We start from the raw sequence: 18,337 nt of genomic DNA on the forward strand, positions 1-18,337 counted from the left end.
TCCGTGCGGACGGGGCCGCCCCCGGCGCGGCTACTCGCGGTCGGCGGCCACCGTCAGCCGGTCGCCCTCCGGCGCGAGGTCGACCCGGACGAGGTCGCCGTCGCGCACCTCCCCGGCGAGCAGGGCGGTCGCGAGGCGGTCATCGATCTCGCGCTGCATGAGGCGGCGGAGCGGACGGGCGCCGTACACCGGGTCGTAGCCGCGCTCCGCGAGCCAGCGCCGGGCGTCGGGCGTGACGGCCAGCTCGAGCCGCCGCTCCGCCAGGCGGCGCACCAGGCGGTCGATGTTGAGCTCCACGATCTCGCCGAGCTCCTCCTGCGTCAGCGCCGAGAACACGACGATGTCGTCGAGGCGGTTGACGAACTCGGGCTTGAACGCCTGCCGGACCATGGCGAGCACCGCCTCCTCTCGCTCGACCTCGTTGAGGGTCGGGTCGACGAGGTGCTGGCTGCCCAGGTTGGAGGTGAGGACCAGGATCGTGTTGCGGAAGTCGACCGTGCGGCCCTGGCCGTCGGTCAGCCTCCCGTCGTCGAGCACCTGCAGCAGCACGTCGAAGACCTCGGGATGCGCCTTCTCGACCTCGTCGAGGAGGATCACCGAGTACGGACGGCGGCGGACCGCCTCGGTCAGCTGGCCGCCCTGCTCGTAGCCGACGTATCCGGGAGGCGCGCCCACGAGCCGCGAGACGGAGAACTTCTCGCCGTACTCGCTCATGTCGATCCGGACCATCGCCTTCTCGTCGTCGAAGAGGAACGCGGCGAGCGCCTTCGCGAGCTCCGTCTTGCCGACGCCGGTCGGGCCGAGGAACAGGAACGAGCCGGTCGGCCGGTCGGGGTCGGAGATGCCGGCCCGCGTGCGGCGCACGGCGTCGGCCACCGCCTGAACGGCCTTCTTCTGGCCGATGATCCGGCGGCCGAGCTCGAACTCGAGATGCAGCAGCTTCTCGGTCTCGCCCTGCGTCAGCCGGTCGACGGGGATGCCCGTCCACGCGGCGACCACGGCGGCGATGTCGTCGGCCGTCACCTGCTCGTTCACCATGCGGGGGTGGCTGTGCTCGGCCTGCTCGGCCTCCGCGAGCTCGCGCTCGATCGCCGGGATCGTCTCGTACTCGATCCGCGACGCCTCCTGGTAGCGGCCGTCGCGCAGGGCGAGGTCGCGCCGGGTCTTGGCCTCCTCGAGCTGGGAGCGCAGCTCGCCGACGCGGTTCAGCGACGCCTTCTCGGCGCGCCAGCGGGCCTGCAACTCCTCGAGGCGGCCCTCCTGCTCGTGGAGGCGCTCCCGCAGTTGGGTGAGACGCTCCTTGCTGGCCTCGTCCTTCTCCTTCTTGAGGGCGAACTCCTCGAGCTTCATCCGCTCGACCTGGCGCTGCAGCGTGTCGATCTCGACCGGGGCCGAGTCGATCTCCATCTTGAGCCGCGACGCGGCCTCGTCGATGAGGTCGATGGCCTTGTCCGGCAGCTGCCGGGCCGTGATGTAGCGGTTCGACAGGGAGGCGGCGGCCACCAGCGCGGAGTCCTCGATGGTGACGCCGTGGTGGGCCTCGTACCGGCCCTTCAGCCCGCGGAGGATCGCGACGGTGTCCTCGACGCTCGGCTCGCCCACGTACACCTGCTGGAACCGGCGCTCGAGCGCGGCGTCCTTCTCGATGAACTGGCGGTACTCGTCGAGCGTGGTCGCGCCGATGAGTCGCAGCTCGCCGCGGGCGAGCATCGGCTTCAGCATGTTGGAGGCGGCGACCGACCCCTCCCCGCCGCCGGCGCCCATGAGGATGTGGAGCTCGTCGACGAAGGTGATGATCTCGCCCTGGGCGTCGTTGATCTCCTTGAGGACGGCCTTCAGCCGCTCCTCGAACTGGCCGCGGTACATCGCACCGGCCACGAGCGCCGACAGGTCGAGCGCCACCAGCTGCTTGCCCTTCAGCGAGTCGGCCACGTCGCCCGCGACGATGCGCTGCGCGAGGCCCTCCACCACGGCGGTCTTGCCGACGCCGGGCTCGCCGATGAGCACGGGGTTGTTCTTGGTGCGCCGGGTCAGCACCTGGCTGACGCGGCGGATCTCGGCGTCACGCCCGATGACCGGGTCGAGCTTGCCGCTCTTGGCGATCTCCGTGAGGTTCACGCCGTACTGCTCGAGTGCGCTCTTCGCCTCCTCCTGGGTGGAAGGCGCCCCTTGCATGTTCGCCATTCGGTTGTCCTTTCACAGTTCAGCAAACTTGAGTCTACAAGGCTCAACTTTGTTCGCGGAAGGGGTATTCCGAGATCCGCGACGGTTTCCCAGCGGGGCGGCGGGAAGTCGCGTTCCGCGGGAACCGGTCGCCCGGTACCCTGGCCCGGTGACCTGGTCGATCCGAGCCGGAGGCGACGCCGATGTCCCCGCATGCGTCGAGCTGTGGGTCTCGGCCGTCGAGGCGCGTGACGGGTCGGCGCCGGAAGGGACCGCAGGGCGCGCCCGGTCGAAGTTCGCTCAGCGATGGGTCTCGTTCGCCGTCGCGGTCGCCGACGAGGGCGACAGCGGCAGGAGCGCCGGAACCGTCGGATTCGCCCTCGTCACCGAGACGGGCAACGGGTTCCCGAGTGATCCGCCCGGCGCCGCCTACCTCGGCATGGTCGCGGCAGCCCCAGGCTTCGCGCGCTCCGGGGTCGGAGGCGCGCTCCTCGATGCGGTGAGCTCGCAAGCGCTCGCCGGGCATCCCTCCCTGGTTCTGCACGTGCTGACGAGCAACACGGCGGCGCTGCGGCTCTACGAGAATCGCGGGTGGCGTCGGCACGGCGAGATCTTCGCGCACCCCCTGAGCGGCGCCGACACGATCACGATGGTACTCGACGGCGCCGACGAGGGCCGGGCGACCGGCGGCCCGCGCCCAGCGCCGGAGGACGGCCGGGCGGCCTGATGGTCGATCCGATGGATGTCCGGGTCGTCCTCATCGACGGGCCGACGGCCGCGACCCTCGCGCAGGTGCTGCCGCTCCTCCTGCTCACACTGATGGTGGAGCAGCGCCGCGTGAAGCTCCACACGCGCGGGAGGAGCGTCGTGGTCACCCGCGTGCTCCTCGGAGCCTTCTTCCTCGCGTTCGCGGTCGTCGAGTCGGTCCTCGTGCTGTCGATCGACGGCTCCCTCATCCCCTTCAAGTGGACGGACCTCGCGATCTCGCTCGCGATCTTCGGGCTGCTCGCGGTGCTGTTCATGCTGTCGCTGCTGGAGGCGCCCGACGAGCGGGAGAAGCGGAAGCGGACGTGAGCCTGTGGACGTCATCCACCCGAGAATCCTGCCGGTGCGTCGCCCTCGCGCGAGGTGTAAGACGAGCAGCATGAAGAGCTTCACCAACACGATCGACATCAACGCCCCAGCTCACGATGTGTACTCGGCACTGCGCGCCGTCGACGGCTATCCCTCCTGGCTCAAGCACTCCCTGGTCTACCACGGGACCCGCGTGCCCCCGAAGCAGGAGACGCCACCTGCCTACACGGACTCCACCATGATCGGTCGGATGCGAGGCGAGCTGATCGACGACATCCCCGACCACGAGCTGCGCTTCCATCAGGCGAAGCAATCGGGTCGCGTCGACGCTCTCATCGTCTACGACATCGACGACTCAGGAGGCGCCACCCGCGTCACGCGTGTCGGCCGGCTGACGACGCACGGCGTCTACCGCGCCGTGGAGCCCATCTTCGTCCGGATGGCCGCGGCCGAGAGCCGTCGCACCATGGAGGCGCTCAAGACTCACGTCGAGCATGAGCGCTGACCACGGAGAGACCCCGCACGGAAGGCGTCAGGAAGAGACGGGCATGGGGAATGAGACAGGCTCGGGCTTGAGCAAGGACGGCGGTCGCGCCTCCCGGTGGAATGGGCGCGCGGTGCTGTACCTCGTGCTCTCGCTGGCGGGGCTGATCGGAACGTGGACGTTCAACATTGTCGCTGTCCTGCAGCACCGCGACTACCTCGGCGATTGGACGGGCAGCGGGCCGGCGGTCACCTCGCTGACGATCGATGTGCTCGTGGCCGCGACGGCGGCGATCGTGTTCATGATCGTGGAGGCGCGCCGGATCGGCATGCGGAGGGTCTGGGTCTACATCGTGCTGATCCCGCTCGTGGCATTCGCGTTCGCGTTCCCGCTGTTCCTCGCGATGCGCGAGCGGCACCTCGCCTCGCTCACTCGCTGACGCACGAGGTGCTCGCAGATGCTTTGGCCGACGGCGTGTCGGCAGCAACTACGAGCACCTCGTGGAGGGAGGGCGGGCCCTACGAGGCCGCACCGCTCCGAATTCAGCCCCGGATCAGCGCGCCGGGTCGCGGTCGTCCACGTTCGGCGGCGCGGCGGCGTCCAGCTCCGCCGGGAGCTCCAGCGGGCGACGGCTGTAGTACTCCTTCGCCTTGCCGTAGAAGAGGAACAGCGGCAGCAGTCCGAGGACGATCAGGCCGAGGCCGAGGATGTTCACCACCCACGCGGCGTTCGCGAAGTTCTGCCAGATCCCGGCCACGAAGATGTACCCCATGAAGACCGCGCCGGCCGCAGGCCACAACCCGATCAGGATGAAGTTCTTCGCCGACTTGAGGAGCACCCGGCGGTACGCGATCACGACCGCCAGACCCGCGAGGGTGTAGTAGAACGCGATCTGGATGCCGATGGAGGCGATGGCGTTGGTCATGATCTGACCGACGCTGCCGCCGAACACGTTCGAGAGGATGAAGAGCAGCACGGAGACGGCGACCACGACGAGCGTGGCGAACGCGGGCGTCTTCCAGCGCGGGTGGAGCGTCCCGAAGACCTTCGGGATCGTGTGGTCGCGACCCATCGAGAAGAGCGTGCGCGTCACCTGGATCAGCGTGGTCTCGAGGGTGGCGATCGTCGACAGGGCGACCGCGATCACCAGCAGCTTGCCTCCGATGCCCGGCCACACCGCTTCGCCGAGGACCGAGAGGATGTTCGCACTGTTGGCCTCGATCGTCTTCGCGGGGAGGATGACCATGGTCGCGATCGTGAAGATCTCGAACAGCAGGAACACGATGATGACGCCGATGATGCCCGCGGAGCCGGCGTTCCGGTGACCGTCCTTCGTCTCCTCGTTGAGGTTCGACGAGACGTCCCAGCCCCAGTAGTAGAAGGCGGCGACCAGCGCGGCCGAGACGAACACGTTCGCGCCGGTCAGGTGGCTGAAGCCGAGCCAGTCCCACGAGAAGGAGGGACCGCCGTGCTTGCCGCTGGCCGCGTGCGTGATCATCAGGACGGCGAAGAGGACCAGGATGGCGACCTCGATGAGCGACATGATCCACTGGGCCCGGGCCGTGACGTGAACGCCGAACAGGACGCACGCGGCCATCACCAGGAACCAGACTGCACCCACAGCGGTGACCAGCAGCGTGTTGTTTGCCTGGTCGGGGGCGAAGAGCGTGACCGTCATCGCACCGGCCGGCAGCGCGCCCGCGACCATGAAGATCGTCGCCGAGATGACGACGGCCCAGCCGGACAGGAACCCGAGGATCGGGTGCAGCGCCCGCGCCACCCACGAGTAGGAGGCGCCCGCGTTGACGTCGGCGCGGCCGAGGTAGAGGAACGCCCAGGCGATCCCGAGCATCGGGATGCCGCACCAGAGGAGCGCTGCGGGCGCTCCGAGGGCGGCGACACCGACGAGGGTGGCCGTGGTGGCGGCGATCGAGTAAGCCGGCGCGCTGCCGGCCACCGCCATCACGATCGAGCCGGCGGCACTCACGCCGTTGGCCTGCAGCTTGTGCTCGCCGTCACCGGGCGGAACGGCCCCGTCACTCCGGACGTTCTTGTCCGGGCGGGAATTGGTCTGCGTCATTGCTCTCCCTGCCATTCGGGTACGCGGCTTCGGGGCCGCGGTGGTACGACAGGGGGACGTTAGCAACATCCCGGCGCCGCCACAAGAGCATTACGACGGATTCGGTCGCGGATTCGGGAACTCACAACCGGATCCGGAAGTGTCCACGGCCGATCACAGGCGTTCTCAGCATAGGGAGAGCGTCCTTTTCCTTCGCCGGACGACGGACGCCGGCAGGTCAATCCCGACGGGACGCGGTGATCGTGAACTTGCTGTTCCGCGCGATCTGGCGCGTGGGCCCGACCGCCCGCTCGAGGGCCGGCCGGTAACCCAGGTGGGAGTTCCAGACCGTCCACAACTCGCCCCCGCGTGCGAGCACCCGGCCGGCTTCAGCGAACATGCGGAGCGCCACCCCCGTGTGCACGGCGGCCCCGATGTGGAACGGCGGATTCAGCACGACGAGGTCCGCGGAGGCGTCGGGCAGGGATGCGAGCAGGTCCTCCCGGAGCACGGTCACCCGATCGGCGACACCGTTCGCGGCAGCGGTGGCCCGGGCGGAAGCAGTCGCGGCAGCCGACTGATCGACAGCGGTCACCTGCAGCGACGGCCGTCGCACCGCCAGGGCGGCGGCGAGCACGCCGGTGCCGCAGCCGAGATCGACGGCCGTGCGGGCCGACGGCACCGCTTCGTCGAGCACCGACAGGAGGAACCGCGTGCCGATATCGACGGAGGTCCCGGCGAAGGCCGCTCCGTGGGCGCACACCCACAGCCCGGACTCGGCGTCGAGCGCGCGCTCCGGCCAGCGGTCGAGCACGGTCGCCGCGGCAGGGTGCGGCTCGCTGACCGTGAGGACCCGTGCCTTCTGCCGCGCGAGCGACGCCTCCACCGAACCGAAGACCTCGGAGAGCACGCCGTTCATCGCGAGCGTCATGTGCTTGAGCATGCCCCCCGCGAAAACCGTCACGGACGGATGAGCGTGCTCGGCGATGAGGGTGGCGGTCTCGGCCAGCGCGTCGAGGCTCCGAGGGAGGCGCAGCAGGACGGTTCGCACTCCCCGGACCAGCGACTCGTCCAGCGGACGGTGCTCGAACGCGTCACTGAGGCCGAGGTCGGCGGCGTTCGCGTCGAGCGCGCGCTCGGCGGTGACCGGGTCTTGGCGGACGCGGATGTCCCGCGCGCCGCGATCGGCGGCGGCGAGCGTCAGGGCGCCGTACGAATCGCCGATGACCGCGAGCGGGGAGGCGAGGACGGCGTCCCCGGCGAGGTCGGCGATGAGGCGGTCGGCGGCGTCCGACGCGAACAGGTTGGGCGCCTCCACATCGGGCCGGCGCCGGAGGCGCTCGTACGGGAAGCCGGTCACGCCCCTCCTCCCGTCGGCTCCGAACCACCCTAGTGCCCACCATCGAGTCCCCGAGGAATGCACGAGAATCGCGGGAAAACGCGAACTCTGGGGGGACTCGATGGTGGGCGGAGGCGGGAGGAGGGGGCGGGGTCAGACGGTGAGGGGCAGGGGCGCGGCGAGCGCGGCGACGGAGGTGCCGACGCGGACGGCGTACGTGCCGGGCTCGGTGCGCCAGGCGTGGTCGTCGACCGACCAGTACTGGAGGGAGCGCTCCTCCACCTCGACGGTGGCCACGGCCGACTGTCCGGGGTCGAGCCGCACGAGGGCGTAGCCGGCCAGCCAGAGCACCGGCCGCTCGATCTCCGAGTCGGATTCGCGCGACAGGTAGACCTGGATGATCTGCTTGCCAGGGCGGTCGCCCACATTCGTCACCGGGACGCTGACGCTGCGGCCGTCGAGGGTCGCCTCGCCGAGCTCCCACTCGGTGTAGCCGAGCCCGTGGCCGAACGGGATGGCCGGGGCCGGGCCGCCGAGCGCCTCCCGCCGGGCCCACTCGCGGTAGCCGACATTGAGCTTCTCGTTGTAGAAGAGCTGCCCGTCGACCGGTTCGACCTGCCAGACGGGGACGTCCTCCTCGGCCGCCGCCCACGTGGTCGGGATCCGACCGCCCGGTTCGACGACGCCGGTGACCACGTTGGCGAGCGCGGCGCCGGCCTCCTGGCCCGGGAACCACGTCAGCAGGACGGCCGGAGCCTCCTCCAGCCACGGAAGGATCACCGGACCGCCGGAGTTCACGACGACCACGGTCCGGGAGTTCGCGGCGAGCACCCGGCGGACGAGCTCGTCCTGCCCGTCCGGGAGGCGCAGGCCCACACGGTCGAAGCCCTCCGACTCGAGCGTCTCGGTCGTTCCGACGACCACCACCGCGACGTCGGAGGCGGCGGCGAGCTCCACCGCCCGCTCGAGCTCGTCGGCCGGGTCGGCGAACGGTTCCTCGTAGCCGAGCGTGAACATGACGGCCGCGAGACCGAGCTGGTGCTGCGGCCGGTGCTCGAGGCGGAGCGAGACGCTCTCGCCCGCCTTCAGCCGCACCGGGAACGACTGCTTCGGCGGGTTGAGGAACGCCATGAACGGGTCGGTGCCCTCGGGGAAGAAGAGCCCGTCGCTCTTGAGCTCACCCTCCACCTCGAGCCGGAACAGGCCGAGGCCGGCGAAGCCGACCGAGTACTCGCCGTCCTCCGGCGCGGTGAAGACGGTCGTCGCCTCCACCACGGCCGTCCCGGCGAGGATGGGGTCGCCCAGCCAGGTGAGCCGGCCGGAGGCGCGGTGCTCGTCGAGCAGGACCTCGCCCTCAGGGCTGGAAAATCGAACGCGCACGCCCGGCTCGCCGGTGACCGGGTCGGTCCCGACGCGGGCGTCGATCGGCAGCACCGACTCGGACGATTTGACGCCGGCCGCGTAGCGGACGCGATCGGCGCCGAAGGCGTCGGTCAGCCCGTCGAGCGGGGTGACGACGTGATGCGGGAACACCGTCGCCGAACCGCCGCCCTGCGTGCGGGCGATGCGGGCGTGCTCGCCGATGACCGCGACCGTGGGCGCCCCCTGTGCGTCGACCGGCAGGATGCCCTCGTTGCGGACGAGCACCATGCCGTCGGCGGCGGCCTCGCGCAGCAGCGCATCGATGTCGGCCTGGTCCCACGGCTGCGCGACCGGGGTGGCCGGCTCGACGCCCGCCAGCGCACCCAGCCGGGCGGCGAGACGGAGGATCCGGCGGACCTTCTCGTCGATGTCGGATTCGGCGACATGGCCGACGCGGACCGCCTCCACCAGGGCGTCGCCCCAGACGCCTTCCGGCCCGGGCATGGCGAGGTCCTGCGCTGCGCGCCCGGCGGCGACCGTGTCGCGCACCCCCATCCAGTCGGACACGACCAGGCCGTCGAAGCCCCACTCGTCCTTCAGCGGGGAGCGCAGCAGCTCGTTCTCGGTCATCGTGACGCCGTTGACCGAGTTGTACGACGACATGACGAGCCACGCGCCTCCCTCGACGACCATGCGCTCGAACGGCGCGAGGTACACCTCCCGGAGCGTGCGCTCGTCGACGTTGACGTTCACCGTCATGCGGTCGGTCTCGCTGTCGTTCGCGACGTAGTGCTTCGGGGTCGCCCCGACGCCGCACGACTGGATGCCCTTCACGAAGGCGGTGCCGACAACGCCCGACAGCCACGGGTCCTCCGAGTACGCCTCGAAGTGCCGACCGCCGCGGGGCGATCGCTGGATGTTGACGGTCGGACCGAGCGCGACGCCGACGCCCTTGCGCCGCGCCTCCGCCGCGATCAGCTGACCGAGGCGGTGCACGCGCTCGAGATCCCAGGAGGCGGCGAGCGACGTGGGCGACGGGAGGCTCGCCGAGCTGTCGCGCTCGTCCCAGAGCTGCCCGCGCACTCCGGCCGGACCGTCCGAGACGACGATCGTCTCGAGGCCGATGGCCGGCTCGTCGTGCAGCGTCCAGAAGGAGGCACCGGTGAGGAGGCGCACCTTCTGCTCGAGCGAGAGCGAGGCGGCCAAGCCGTCGACCAGGTCGTCGGAGGCACTGGTGGGGGTGGTGGTGAGGTCGGTCATGCGGGGCGCTCCTCAGCGGACGGACTTGATCGGGAGGACGGCGAAGGCGCCCGCGAGGGCGATCACGATGCCGATCGGGAACAGGGGCGTGTAGACGTTGCCGAACGCCACCACGATCGCACCGGCGACTCCCGGGGCGAGCGTCTGCGGCAGCGTCGCGGCGATGTTGAGCACGCCGAGGTCCTTCGCGAAGTCGTCCTTGGAGGGCAGCACCTCGCTCATCAGAGCGGTGTCGACGGACTGGTAGGCGCCGAAGCCGAGCCCCGAGATGAACGAGAAGAGCAGCATCCCGGTGACGGTCGGCATGACGAGCGGGAACACGAGCGAGATCGCGAGGATGACGCCGGCGATGACGGCGAGGATCTTCCGGCGCCCCAGCTTGTCGGACAGGGGGCCGCCGACGAGGGTCGAGATGAGGGTGCCGGCGAGGCTCAGGATGCCGAGCAGCGGCACCAGGGCGACGGCCTTCGCGCCGAGACCGATGTAGTCCTGCAGGATGTACAGCTGGTAGCCCGTCACCATGAAGTAGCCCGCGAACAGCAGGAGGCGTCCGGTGAAGCCCCAGAAGAAGTCCGGGTGCTTCCGGGGGCTCACCCAGAACGTCTTGGCGAAGGCGACGAGGTTGAACGGCGCCTGCGGCTCGCCCTTGTTGGAGGCATCCGGGTTGAGAACGACGAACAGCACGATCACGACGACGGCGGCACCCGCGAAGACCAGGTATCCGGTGGGGATCGAGGAGGCGAACGCAGCGCCCGCGATCTGACCGCCGAGAGCGCCGAGCATCAGCCCGAGGCCGCTCAGTGCCGCGAAGGTTCCGCGGACGGCGCTCGGGACTCGGTCGGGAAGGATGGCGCTCAGCGGCCCCTGAGCGAAGTTGTAGGCGATCTGCACGATGACCCACGCGATGGCGATCTGCACGACCGTGTTCGCAGCACCCATGCCGACCAGGGCGAGTCCGCCGATCAGCGAACCGGCCACCATCCACGGGGCCCGGCGCCCGAAGCGGCTCCGCGTGCGGTCGGAGACCATGCCGGCGATGGGCTGCGCCACCATGGCCGCGAAGGCACCGATCGTGGCGATGATGGCCAGCGTGCCGGCCTTGGCGCCGTCGCCGACGAGCCCCTGGACCTGCAACGGGAGGAGGATGCCCGGCACCGCGCCCCAGATCGCGAAGATCGCGAGGTTGGCGACCGACATCGACAGCATCAGCTTGAGCAGCTTGCCGCGGACCTTGACCTTCTGCGGGCGCTGGGCCGACACGGCGCTGGTCGGGGCCGCGGAGAAGGCGGATCCCGAGGTCGTGGTGGTCGATCCGAGAGCGGGGCTCTCCACCGTTCCGGCCAGGTTCGGCGGGAGGGTCGGCTGGACGGGACGGGCGCCTTCGGCCAGTTCGTCTGACGGCGTTGTCATGGGTTTTCATCCTCTCGAGCAGGCGACGTTGCGTGCTAACACGCGTAACCATACGGCACCGACGCAACCGAATACAAGCCATTGCTCGGTTTTGGTTACCCGCGTCAGCAGGAGCGCCTCGAACCTTAGACTGAACGCACATGTTCACCCCGCAGGTCGTCAAGGCACCGACGAGCGCCGACGTGGCCCTCGCAGCCGGCGTCTCGCGCGCCACGGTCTCCTTCGTCCTGAACAACAAGCCGAACGCCCGCGTCTCGGAGGACACCCGCCGCCGGGTGCTCGAGGCCGCCCGGCTCCTGGGGTACACACCCAACACCGCCGCGCGGTCGCTGGCGAGCGGGGAGGCGGTGGCCGGCCTCCTCGTGGCAGCCTCATCCCGGGACCACGGCGCGACGGTGGCCCGCGCCTTCGACCTCCTGCTCGCCCGGTCCGTCGACGACGGCATCGACGCCGTCCGGCACGCCGACGTCGACGCGACGGGCCCCGAGGCCGCCCGTCTCTGGGCCAAGCTGCGCCCGGAGGCTGTGCTCGCCGAGGCCTCCCGGTGCGACGAGGTCGCGACCGAGGTGCTGCGCCTTGCGGGCGTGCGGGCGCTCATCGTGCACGGAACCGAGCCGGTCGACTACGCGCCGACGCTGGTGGTCCCGCAGCGCGCCTTCGGTGCCGCCGCCGCGCAGCACCTGATCGAGCTCGGCCACCGCACCTTGGTCTACCTCGCGCCGGCGGATCCCTCCCGCAGCGCCTCGGACGAGCGGCTCGCCGGCGCTCAGGCGGTCGCGGCCTCGGCGGCCGCGACGGTCGCCGTCACGCACGCGGCAGCGTCCGCTCGGACGCTCCGCGACTGGGCCCACGCGTGGCGCTACGAACCGGCCCGACCGACCGGGGTCGTGGCCTATGACGACGGTCTCGCGATGGCGGCAGTGCGCGCCCTCGCCGACGCAGGCCTCCGTGTCCCGGGCGACATCTCCGTGATCGGAGCCGACGACCATCCGGCGTCGGCCGACTTCCTCCCGCGGCTCAGCACGGTGACCTTCGACCCGGAGGCGCTGGCGACGACGCTGCTCGACGCGGTCGCGCGCATGCGCGCCGGGGAGCGCGTCGAGCGACTGGACGCACCCCCAATCCGGGTGATCGGCAGGGAATCGACGGTGCGCGCCTCCTAGTGTCGAGGGGTGGCCCCCCTGGTCTGGCTCAGCACGGCGCTCGCCGTCGTGTGCGCGTACCCGGCCTGGCGCTTCGTGCGCCGTGCCGTGCGGTTCCGCGCCGGACGGAGCGTGCGAGCCGTCGTCGTGTCGCAGATGGTCGCCCTCGGCCTCCTCGCCGTGCTCGGCGTCACGGCACCCCGGCCGGACCTCGCCGGTCCCGGCTGGGCGGCGATCGGGCTGGCCGCGACGCTCCTCCCGCTGGCCATCGGGGACGCACTCCAGAGCGGAGGCGGCGCGCGAAGCGGGGACACCGTGCGGCGCCGGCCCTTCGTGGTGAGGGCGGCGATCGCCGTCGTCGCCGGGGCGCTCACCGCCTCCATCGCCGTGATCGGCGCCGCACCGGCGTTCGCATCCGTCGAGGTCGCAGGAAGGCGCATCCCCGTCGACGAGAAGACCCTGGCCGACGGCTACCAGCTCACCGTGCCGATCCCGCCGACGGCTTCCGGGTTCGCCTCGCGCGACGCCCACCTGTTCGTCCCTCCCGGCTGGATCGCGGACCCGTCGACGGCCCGGCCGATCGTGACGATGATGATGGGCCAGCCGGGGCGCCCCACCCTCGGGGCAACTCTCGACGCCCTCCACTCCCTCGGCGCCGGGCCCCTCGACGACGCGCCCTTCGTGCTCGTCGTCGACCAGCTGGGGTCGGAGAGCGCCAACCCGCCCTGCAGCGACACGCCGGCCGGCAAGCTCGAGACCTTCCTGTCGAAAGACGTGCCCGCCTGGATCCGCTCCGAGCTGCCGGTGTCGCCGGCGCGGGCCGACTGGGCGATCGCGGGCTACTCCCACGGCGGCGAGTGCGCCGCCTACCTCGCGGCCTCCCACCCGGCCGTCTGGGGGAACGTCATCGACATCTCCGGCCCCGACAGACCCGGCGAGTACCGTTCCGACCGCACGCGCGATCGCTACTACGCAGGCAGCGAGAGCGCCTACGAGAGGGTCTGGCCGCAGAACGTGCTCGCCTCCCGGTCGTACGCCGGGACCCCGATACGCGCCGTCTTCGTCGCGGGCGGCGAGGACGACCACTTCCGGCCCCAGGTGGAGGCGACCGCCACAGCGGCAGAGAAGGCCGGCTGGAAGGTCACCTACTGGGCCGTCCCCGGTCAGAGCCACTCGGGGGCGACCGTGACACTCGGGCTCGAGACCGCCTACAACCAGCTGATCCCGGGCTGGCTGGCGAGCGGGGCGATCCGGCCGGCCGCGGATCGCCCGCTGTGCCAGGCCGACCAGGACGCCCGGGCCTGCGGCATCACGCAGATCGCGACGGTGGCGGGGATGACCGCGATCGGCGACTTCACCGCGCTGGCGGTCTTCCTCGTCGTGGGACTGCTCGTGTTCTTCTCCGCGCTGCGCTCGAGGCCCGGGGCCGTCAGGCCCGGGGCCGTCACGCCTCCGACGCCCCGGTCTGATTGAACAGGTAGTAGACGCTCACGAGCGCGAACCCTGCCAGCATGGCCGGCGCATACAGCACACCGACGAGCGTCAGGATCGGGTACAGCACGGTGCCGGCGCTGAAGCGGAGCATCGAACGCTTCCGCTCCGGCGCCCCCATCGCCCCGGAGCGCAAGAGGTCCAGGGTGATCCGGCCCCAGACGAAGGTGAACGCGACCGCGAAACCGGTGGTCGCACCGCCGTAGAGCACCGCGGCGACGCGCACATCCGACGCATCGCCATCCGCGAGCGCCCCCGCGAGCGTCGACGTCGTGAACGGGATGGTGGTCACGAACATGAGCAGCATGAGGTTCCAGAACAGCAGCAGCCGGTCGATGGTCACCGCGAACCGGAAGATCGAGTGGTGGTTGACCCAGATCACGCCGATGACGAGGAAGCTCACCACGTAGGCGACGAACGACGGCCACGCCGCACCCAGCTGCGCCAGGAGGCTCCCGCCCTTCCCCGGGTCCACGTGCAGATCGAGCACGAGCAGCGTGATCGCCACCGCCAGCACCCCGTCGCTGAACGCCTCCAGCCTCGTCTTCGACATCGCCGGTCCCTCCTGATCCGCACACGCAGCGACGGCTCGATCCTGCCTCATGCGCGCCGATCGCGCACCGGCCGCGGCCGTCGTTCCGCTCAGGGCGGAGGTGAGCGAAAATGACCAGCGAGGCGCTGCGAGGAGGAGAGATGGCGGAGCTCGAGCGGATCACGGTGACCGACCGGCGGCAGCTGCGGGACTGGCTGGAGGCGAACGCCGCCGAGTCGCCCGGCGTGTGGCTGGTGTACCCGAAGGGGGCCGGACGCAGCCTCCACTACGACGACATCGTGGAGGAGGCGCTGTGCGTCGGCTGGGTGGACAGCCTCCCCCGCAAGCTCGACGACCAGTACTCGATGCTGCGGCTGAACCCGCGGAGCCCCCGGAGCAGCTGGTCGAAGAAGAACAAGGAGCGGGTCGAGTCGCTCCGCGCCCGGGGGCTCATGCGCCCCGCGGGTGAGGCCGCGGTGGAGGTCGCCGTCGCGAACGGCACCTGGTCCCGGCTCGACGAGGTGGAGCAGCTCGCCGAGCCGGACGACCTCGCAGCCGCCCTCGACGCCGACGCCGACGCGCGCACCAACTGGGACGCCTTCCCTCGGTCCGCACGCCGCGCGATCCTCGAGTGGCTGCTCTCGGCGAAGACCGACGCGACCCGCCAGAAGCGCATCGCGACCACGGTCTCGGAGGCGCACGAGAACCGGCGCGCCAACCAGTGGCGTCAGCCGGTCACGGCCTCCCGGGCCCCGACGAACGCCTCCACGCAGCGCTCGATCTCACCGGAGGTGTGAGCGGCCGACAGCTGGACGCGGATGCGCGCCCGGCCCTTCGGCACCACCGGGTACGAGAAGGCGGTCACGTAGACCCCGCGCTTCTGCATCTCGTCGGCGATGCGGGCCGTCAGTGCCGCGTCGCCGAACATGACCGGCACGATCGGGTGCTTGCCCGGCAGGAGGTCGAACCCAGCCTCGGTCATCAGGCGCCGGAACAGCGCGGCGTTCTCGACGAGCTGCGCGCGGAGCTGATCGGACTGCTCCAGCAGATCGAGGGCGGCGAGCGTTCCGGCCACGATGGAGGGGGCCAGCGTGTTCGAGAACAGGTACGGACGCGACCGCTGGCGCAGCAGATCGACGATCTCGCGGCGCGAGGAGACGTACCCGCCGGAGGCGCCGCCGAGGGCCTTGCCGAACGTCCCCGTGTAGATGTCCACCCGATCGGCGACCTCGCAGAGCTCGGGCGTGCCACGACCGTGCTCTCCGACGAAGCCGACCGCGTGCGAGTCGTCCACGAACACCAGGGCGCCGAACTCGTCGGCCAGGTCGCAGATCTGCTCGAGCGGAGCGATGTAGCCGTCCATCGAGAAGACGCCGTCGGTGACGATCACCGTGAACCGGGCCTCCGCCTCCCGGGCCGCCTCGAGCTGGGCGCGCAGGTCGGCCATGTCGCGGTTCCTGTAGCGGAACCTCTTCGCCTTCGACAGCCGGATGCCGTCGATGATGGAGGCGTGGTTCAGCTCATCGGAGACGATCGCGTCCTCCGCGCCGAACAGCGTCTCGAACACGCCGCCGTTGGCGTCGAAGCAGGAGGAGAACAGGATCGTCGCCTCCGTGCCGAGGAAGCGCGAGACGCGGCGCTCCAGCTTGAGGTGCTGCTCCTGCGTGCCGCAGATGAAGCGCACGCTCGCCATGCCGTAGCCCCAGTCGTCGAGCGCCTTCTTCGCGGCCTCCCGCAGGACCGGGTGGTCGGCGAGGCCGAGGTAGTTGTTGGCGCAGAAGTTCAGCACCTCGGCGCCGTCGGCGACGATCTCGGCGGCCTGCGGCCCGTGGATGCTGCGCTCGCGCTTGGTGAGCCCCGCCTCCTCGATCTCCGTCAGCTGCGCGGCGACGTGCTCGCGGAAACTCCCGTACATCTCAGACCTCCGTCCAGTCGAGGATGACCTTTCCGCCGCCCGCGGCCTCCGCGGCGGCGAACCCCTTCTGCCAGTCGCGGGCGGGGAAGCGGTCGGACACGATCGAGGCGATGGCGTCGTGCAGCGGCTTCGAGGTCTGCAGCATGGCGCCCATCGCGTTCCAGGTCTCGAACATCTCGCGGCCGTAGATGCCCTTCAGCGTCAGCATGTGGGTGACGACGATGCCCCAGTCGATCGCGATCTTCTGCGAGGGGAGGCCGAGCATCGCGATCCGGCCGCCGTGGTTCATGTTCTCGATCATCGAGGGCAGCGCCGTCGGGGCGCCGCTCATCTCGAAACCGACGTCGAAGCCCTCGCGCATGCCGAGGCGGCGCTGCGCCTCCCGGATGTCGTGCTTGGACACATCGACGGTGAAGTCGGCGCCCATCCCCCGCGCGAGCTCCAGCCGGTGCTCGCTGATGTCGGTGCCGACGATGTAGCGGGCGCCGACGTGCCGGGCCACGGCGATCGCCATGAGTCCGATCGGGCCGCACCCGGTGACGAGGACGTCCTCGCCGACGACCGGGAAGGCGAGGGCGGTGTGCACGGCGTTGCCCAGCGGGTCGAACAGCGCGCCCACCTCCGGCTCGATGCCGGTGTGGTGCACCCACACGTTCGTCGCGGGCAGCACGAGGTACTCGGCGAACGCCCCGTCGCGCTGCACCCCGACGCCCTTCGTGCGGATGCACATCTGGCGGCGGCCGGCACGGCAGTTGCGGCACGTGCCGCAGACGATGTGGCCCTCGCCCGAGACGCGGTCGCCCACCTCCACGTCGTGCACCATGTCGCCGACCTCGACGACCTCGCCGTAGAACTCGTGACCCGGGATGAGCGGAGCGGCCACGGCGGAAGCGGCCCAGTCGTCCCAGCGCTCGATGTGCAGGTCGGTGCCGCAGATGCCCGTGCGGAGCACCCGGATCCTCACGTCCTCCGGACCGATCTGCGGTTCCGGGACATCGACCAGCGACAGGCCGGGACCGGCTTCGCTCTTGAACAGGGCCTTCATCGTGCCATCCTCAGTTCTCCTCGTGGGAGTCGTGCTCGTGCTTCATCGCGGGCGGCGCCGGCGCCTCGTGAGCGCGCACTGCCGCCGACAAGCCTAGCGGCGCCGCGCGCCGGTGCGCGGACTAGAGTGCGCACATGAAGCGCGCACTCATCGTGATCGACGTGCAGAACGAGTACGTCACCGGCAATCTCAAGATCTGCTTCCCCGACCTGATGACCTCCATCCCGAACATCGAGGTGGCCTGGGACGCCGCCGACGACCACGGCCTCCCGATCGTCCTCGTCCAGCATCTGGAGGCGGCGGGGGCGCCGGTCTTCGCTCACGGTTCGGAGGGAGCGGCCCTGCACTCCTCCGTGGCCGACCGCAGCCGGGCGCACCTCGTCACGAAGAACGGCGTCTCGGCGTTCGCCGGCACCGACCTCGAGCAGTGGCTGCGAGGCGCCGGCATCGACACGGTCGCCATCGCCGGGTACATGACCCAGCACTGCTGCGCGGGCACCGCCCGGGACGCGTCCGCCCTGGGATTCACGGTCGAGTTCCTGTCGGACGCCACCGGCACCCTCGACCTCGTCAACGAGGCGGGCGCCATCTCGGCCGACGCGCTCCACCGCAGCGTGCTCGTCACGATGCAGTCCGAGTTCGCCGCCGTCGCCACCACCGAGGAGTGGACGCTCGCCGTCGAAGCCGGCGACAGCCTCCCCGTCTCGAACCTGTGGGACAGCACCGGCCACGCGCGCGTCCCGGGCAAGCACGAAGAGCTGCACAAGCTAATGCGGGAGGTGCGGGCCGGCATCGACCGCGACATCGCCGCGGAGGAGGCGCGCAACATCGAGAACACCCTGTACGTCGGGCAGGGGGTGTCGTCGCTCTAGGGGCGCCCGGACCTGAGAGCCCTGACATGAGCGCGCGCACAGGCTGAGACGCCGCCGGCTGGGAGCGCGCTCGGAGGCGTCCCCCGTGCGATGAATGCTGCGTGAACGCTCGGGGAGCAGTGGCGCGCGTGCATGGTGGAGGGGCGTCCCGCGCCGCCAGGATCGGACCGGTCATCCGCCCCCGGACGA

The 18,337-nt window shown here is 70.8% G+C and carries 16 protein-coding genes; 8 read left to right on the top strand and 8 right to left on the bottom strand.

Annotated elements, in window-relative coordinates:
* Positions 1-30: 30 nt before the first annotated feature.
* Positions 31-2,184, bottom strand: coding sequence for an ATP-dependent Clp protease ATP-binding subunit (locus FPT20_RS14940; RefSeq protein WP_158866705.1), 2,154 nt, complete (start codon positions 2,182-2,184; stop codon positions 31-33).
* Positions 2,185-2,332: 148 nt separating this feature from the next.
* Here FPT20_RS14940 and FPT20_RS14945 point away from each other — a divergent pair, with 148 nt between their 5' ends.
* The 4 genes from FPT20_RS14945 to FPT20_RS14960 all read left to right on the top strand — a co-directional run bounded on the left by FPT20_RS14945 (position 2,333) and on the right by FPT20_RS14960 (position 4,160).
* On the top strand, positions 2,333-2,890 hold the full coding sequence (locus FPT20_RS14945; RefSeq protein ID WP_158866708.1) for a GNAT family N-acetyltransferase: 558 nt from the start codon (positions 2,333-2,335) through the stop codon (positions 2,888-2,890).
* Positions 2,890-3,237: a hypothetical protein gene (locus FPT20_RS14950; protein WP_158866711.1), complete on the top strand. Its 348-nt coding sequence runs from the start codon at positions 2,890-2,892 to the stop codon at positions 3,235-3,237. The genes FPT20_RS14945 and FPT20_RS14950 overlap by 1 nt, the downstream gene beginning before the upstream one ends.
* A 70-nt stretch (positions 3,238-3,307) precedes the next feature.
* Entirely contained in the window at positions 3,308-3,742 is a 435-nt protein-coding gene (locus FPT20_RS14955) for an SRPBCC family protein (protein WP_158866714.1), read from the top strand.
* A gap of 43 nt (positions 3,743-3,785) precedes the next feature.
* A complete protein-coding gene (locus FPT20_RS14960) occupies positions 3,786-4,160 on the top strand; it encodes a DUF2834 domain-containing protein (protein ID WP_158866717.1) in 375 nt (124 codons plus the stop codon).
* 114 nt (positions 4,161-4,274) lie between these two features.
* On the opposite strand, the gene FPT20_RS14965 is transcribed toward FPT20_RS14960, so the two are convergent.
* The 4 genes from FPT20_RS14965 to FPT20_RS14980 all read right to left on the bottom strand — a co-directional run bounded on the left by FPT20_RS14965 (position 4,275) and on the right by FPT20_RS14980 (position 11,151).
* The gene (locus tag FPT20_RS14965; RefSeq protein WP_158866720.1) at positions 4,275-5,801 is read right to left on the bottom strand and encodes an APC family permease; all 1,527 of its coding nucleotides are present in this window, start codon (positions 5,799-5,801) and stop codon (positions 4,275-4,277) included.
* Positions 5,802-6,018: 217 nt separating this feature from the next.
* Positions 6,019-7,140, bottom strand: a complete 1,122-nt coding sequence (locus FPT20_RS14970; protein ID WP_158866723.1) for a class I SAM-dependent methyltransferase — start codon at positions 7,138-7,140, stop codon at positions 6,019-6,021.
* A gap of 132 nt (positions 7,141-7,272) precedes the next feature.
* On the bottom strand, positions 7,273-9,741 hold the full coding sequence (locus FPT20_RS14975) for a beta-glucosidase (RefSeq protein WP_158866726.1): 2,469 nt from the start codon (positions 9,739-9,741) through the stop codon (positions 7,273-7,275).
* 12 nt (positions 9,742-9,753) lie between these two features.
* Positions 9,754-11,151 (bottom strand): MFS transporter, encoded by a 1,398-nt coding sequence (locus FPT20_RS14980; protein ID WP_158866729.1) that lies wholly within the window; start codon positions 11,149-11,151, stop codon positions 9,754-9,756.
* Between the two features lie 140 nt (positions 11,152-11,291).
* Here FPT20_RS14980 and FPT20_RS14985 point away from each other — a divergent pair, with 140 nt between their 5' ends.
* Together FPT20_RS14985 and FPT20_RS14990 are read left to right on the top strand one after the other, a co-directional pair.
* Positions 11,292-12,314, top strand: coding sequence for a LacI family DNA-binding transcriptional regulator (locus FPT20_RS14985; protein WP_158866732.1), 1,023 nt, complete (start codon positions 11,292-11,294; stop codon positions 12,312-12,314).
* A 9-nt stretch (positions 12,315-12,323) separates the two neighbouring features.
* A complete protein-coding gene (locus FPT20_RS14990; protein ID WP_158866735.1) occupies positions 12,324-13,766 on the top strand; it encodes an alpha/beta hydrolase in 1,443 nt (480 codons plus the stop codon).
* Here FPT20_RS14990 and FPT20_RS14995 read toward each other — a convergent pair.
* Positions 13,738-14,337, bottom strand: a complete 600-nt coding sequence (locus tag FPT20_RS14995) for a TMEM175 family protein (RefSeq protein WP_158866738.1) — start codon at positions 14,335-14,337, stop codon at positions 13,738-13,740. The genes FPT20_RS14990 and FPT20_RS14995 overlap by 29 nt on opposite strands.
* A gap of 140 nt (positions 14,338-14,477) precedes the next feature.
* Here FPT20_RS14995 and FPT20_RS15000 point away from each other — a divergent pair, with 140 nt between their 5' ends.
* A complete protein-coding gene (locus FPT20_RS15000; protein ID WP_158866741.1) occupies positions 14,478-15,113 on the top strand; it encodes a YdeI/OmpD-associated family protein in 636 nt (211 codons plus the stop codon).
* Here the strand turns inward: FPT20_RS15000 and FPT20_RS15005 are convergent.
* Complete coding sequence (locus FPT20_RS15005; protein WP_158866743.1) at positions 15,044-16,231, bottom strand: glycine C-acetyltransferase; 1,188 nt, start codon at positions 16,229-16,231, stop codon at positions 15,044-15,046. The two genes, FPT20_RS15000 and FPT20_RS15005, sit on opposite strands and share 70 nt — an antisense overlap.
* Before the next feature lies 1 nt (position 16,232).
* On the bottom strand, positions 16,233-17,276 hold the full coding sequence (gene tdh, locus FPT20_RS15010; RefSeq protein ID WP_158866746.1) for an L-threonine 3-dehydrogenase: 1,044 nt from the start codon (positions 17,274-17,276) through the stop codon (positions 16,233-16,235).
* A gap of 134 nt (positions 17,277-17,410) precedes the next feature.
* Between tdh and FPT20_RS15015 the strand changes: the two genes are divergently transcribed.
* Positions 17,411-18,148: a cysteine hydrolase family protein gene (locus FPT20_RS15015; RefSeq protein WP_158866749.1), complete on the top strand. Its 738-nt coding sequence runs from the start codon at positions 17,411-17,413 to the stop codon at positions 18,146-18,148.
* Positions 18,149-18,337 lie beyond the last annotated feature (189 nt).

This window comes from Leifsonia sp. AG29 (assembly GCF_009765225.1).
GTDB lineage: Bacteria > Actinomycetota > Actinomycetes > Actinomycetales > Microbacteriaceae > Leifsonia.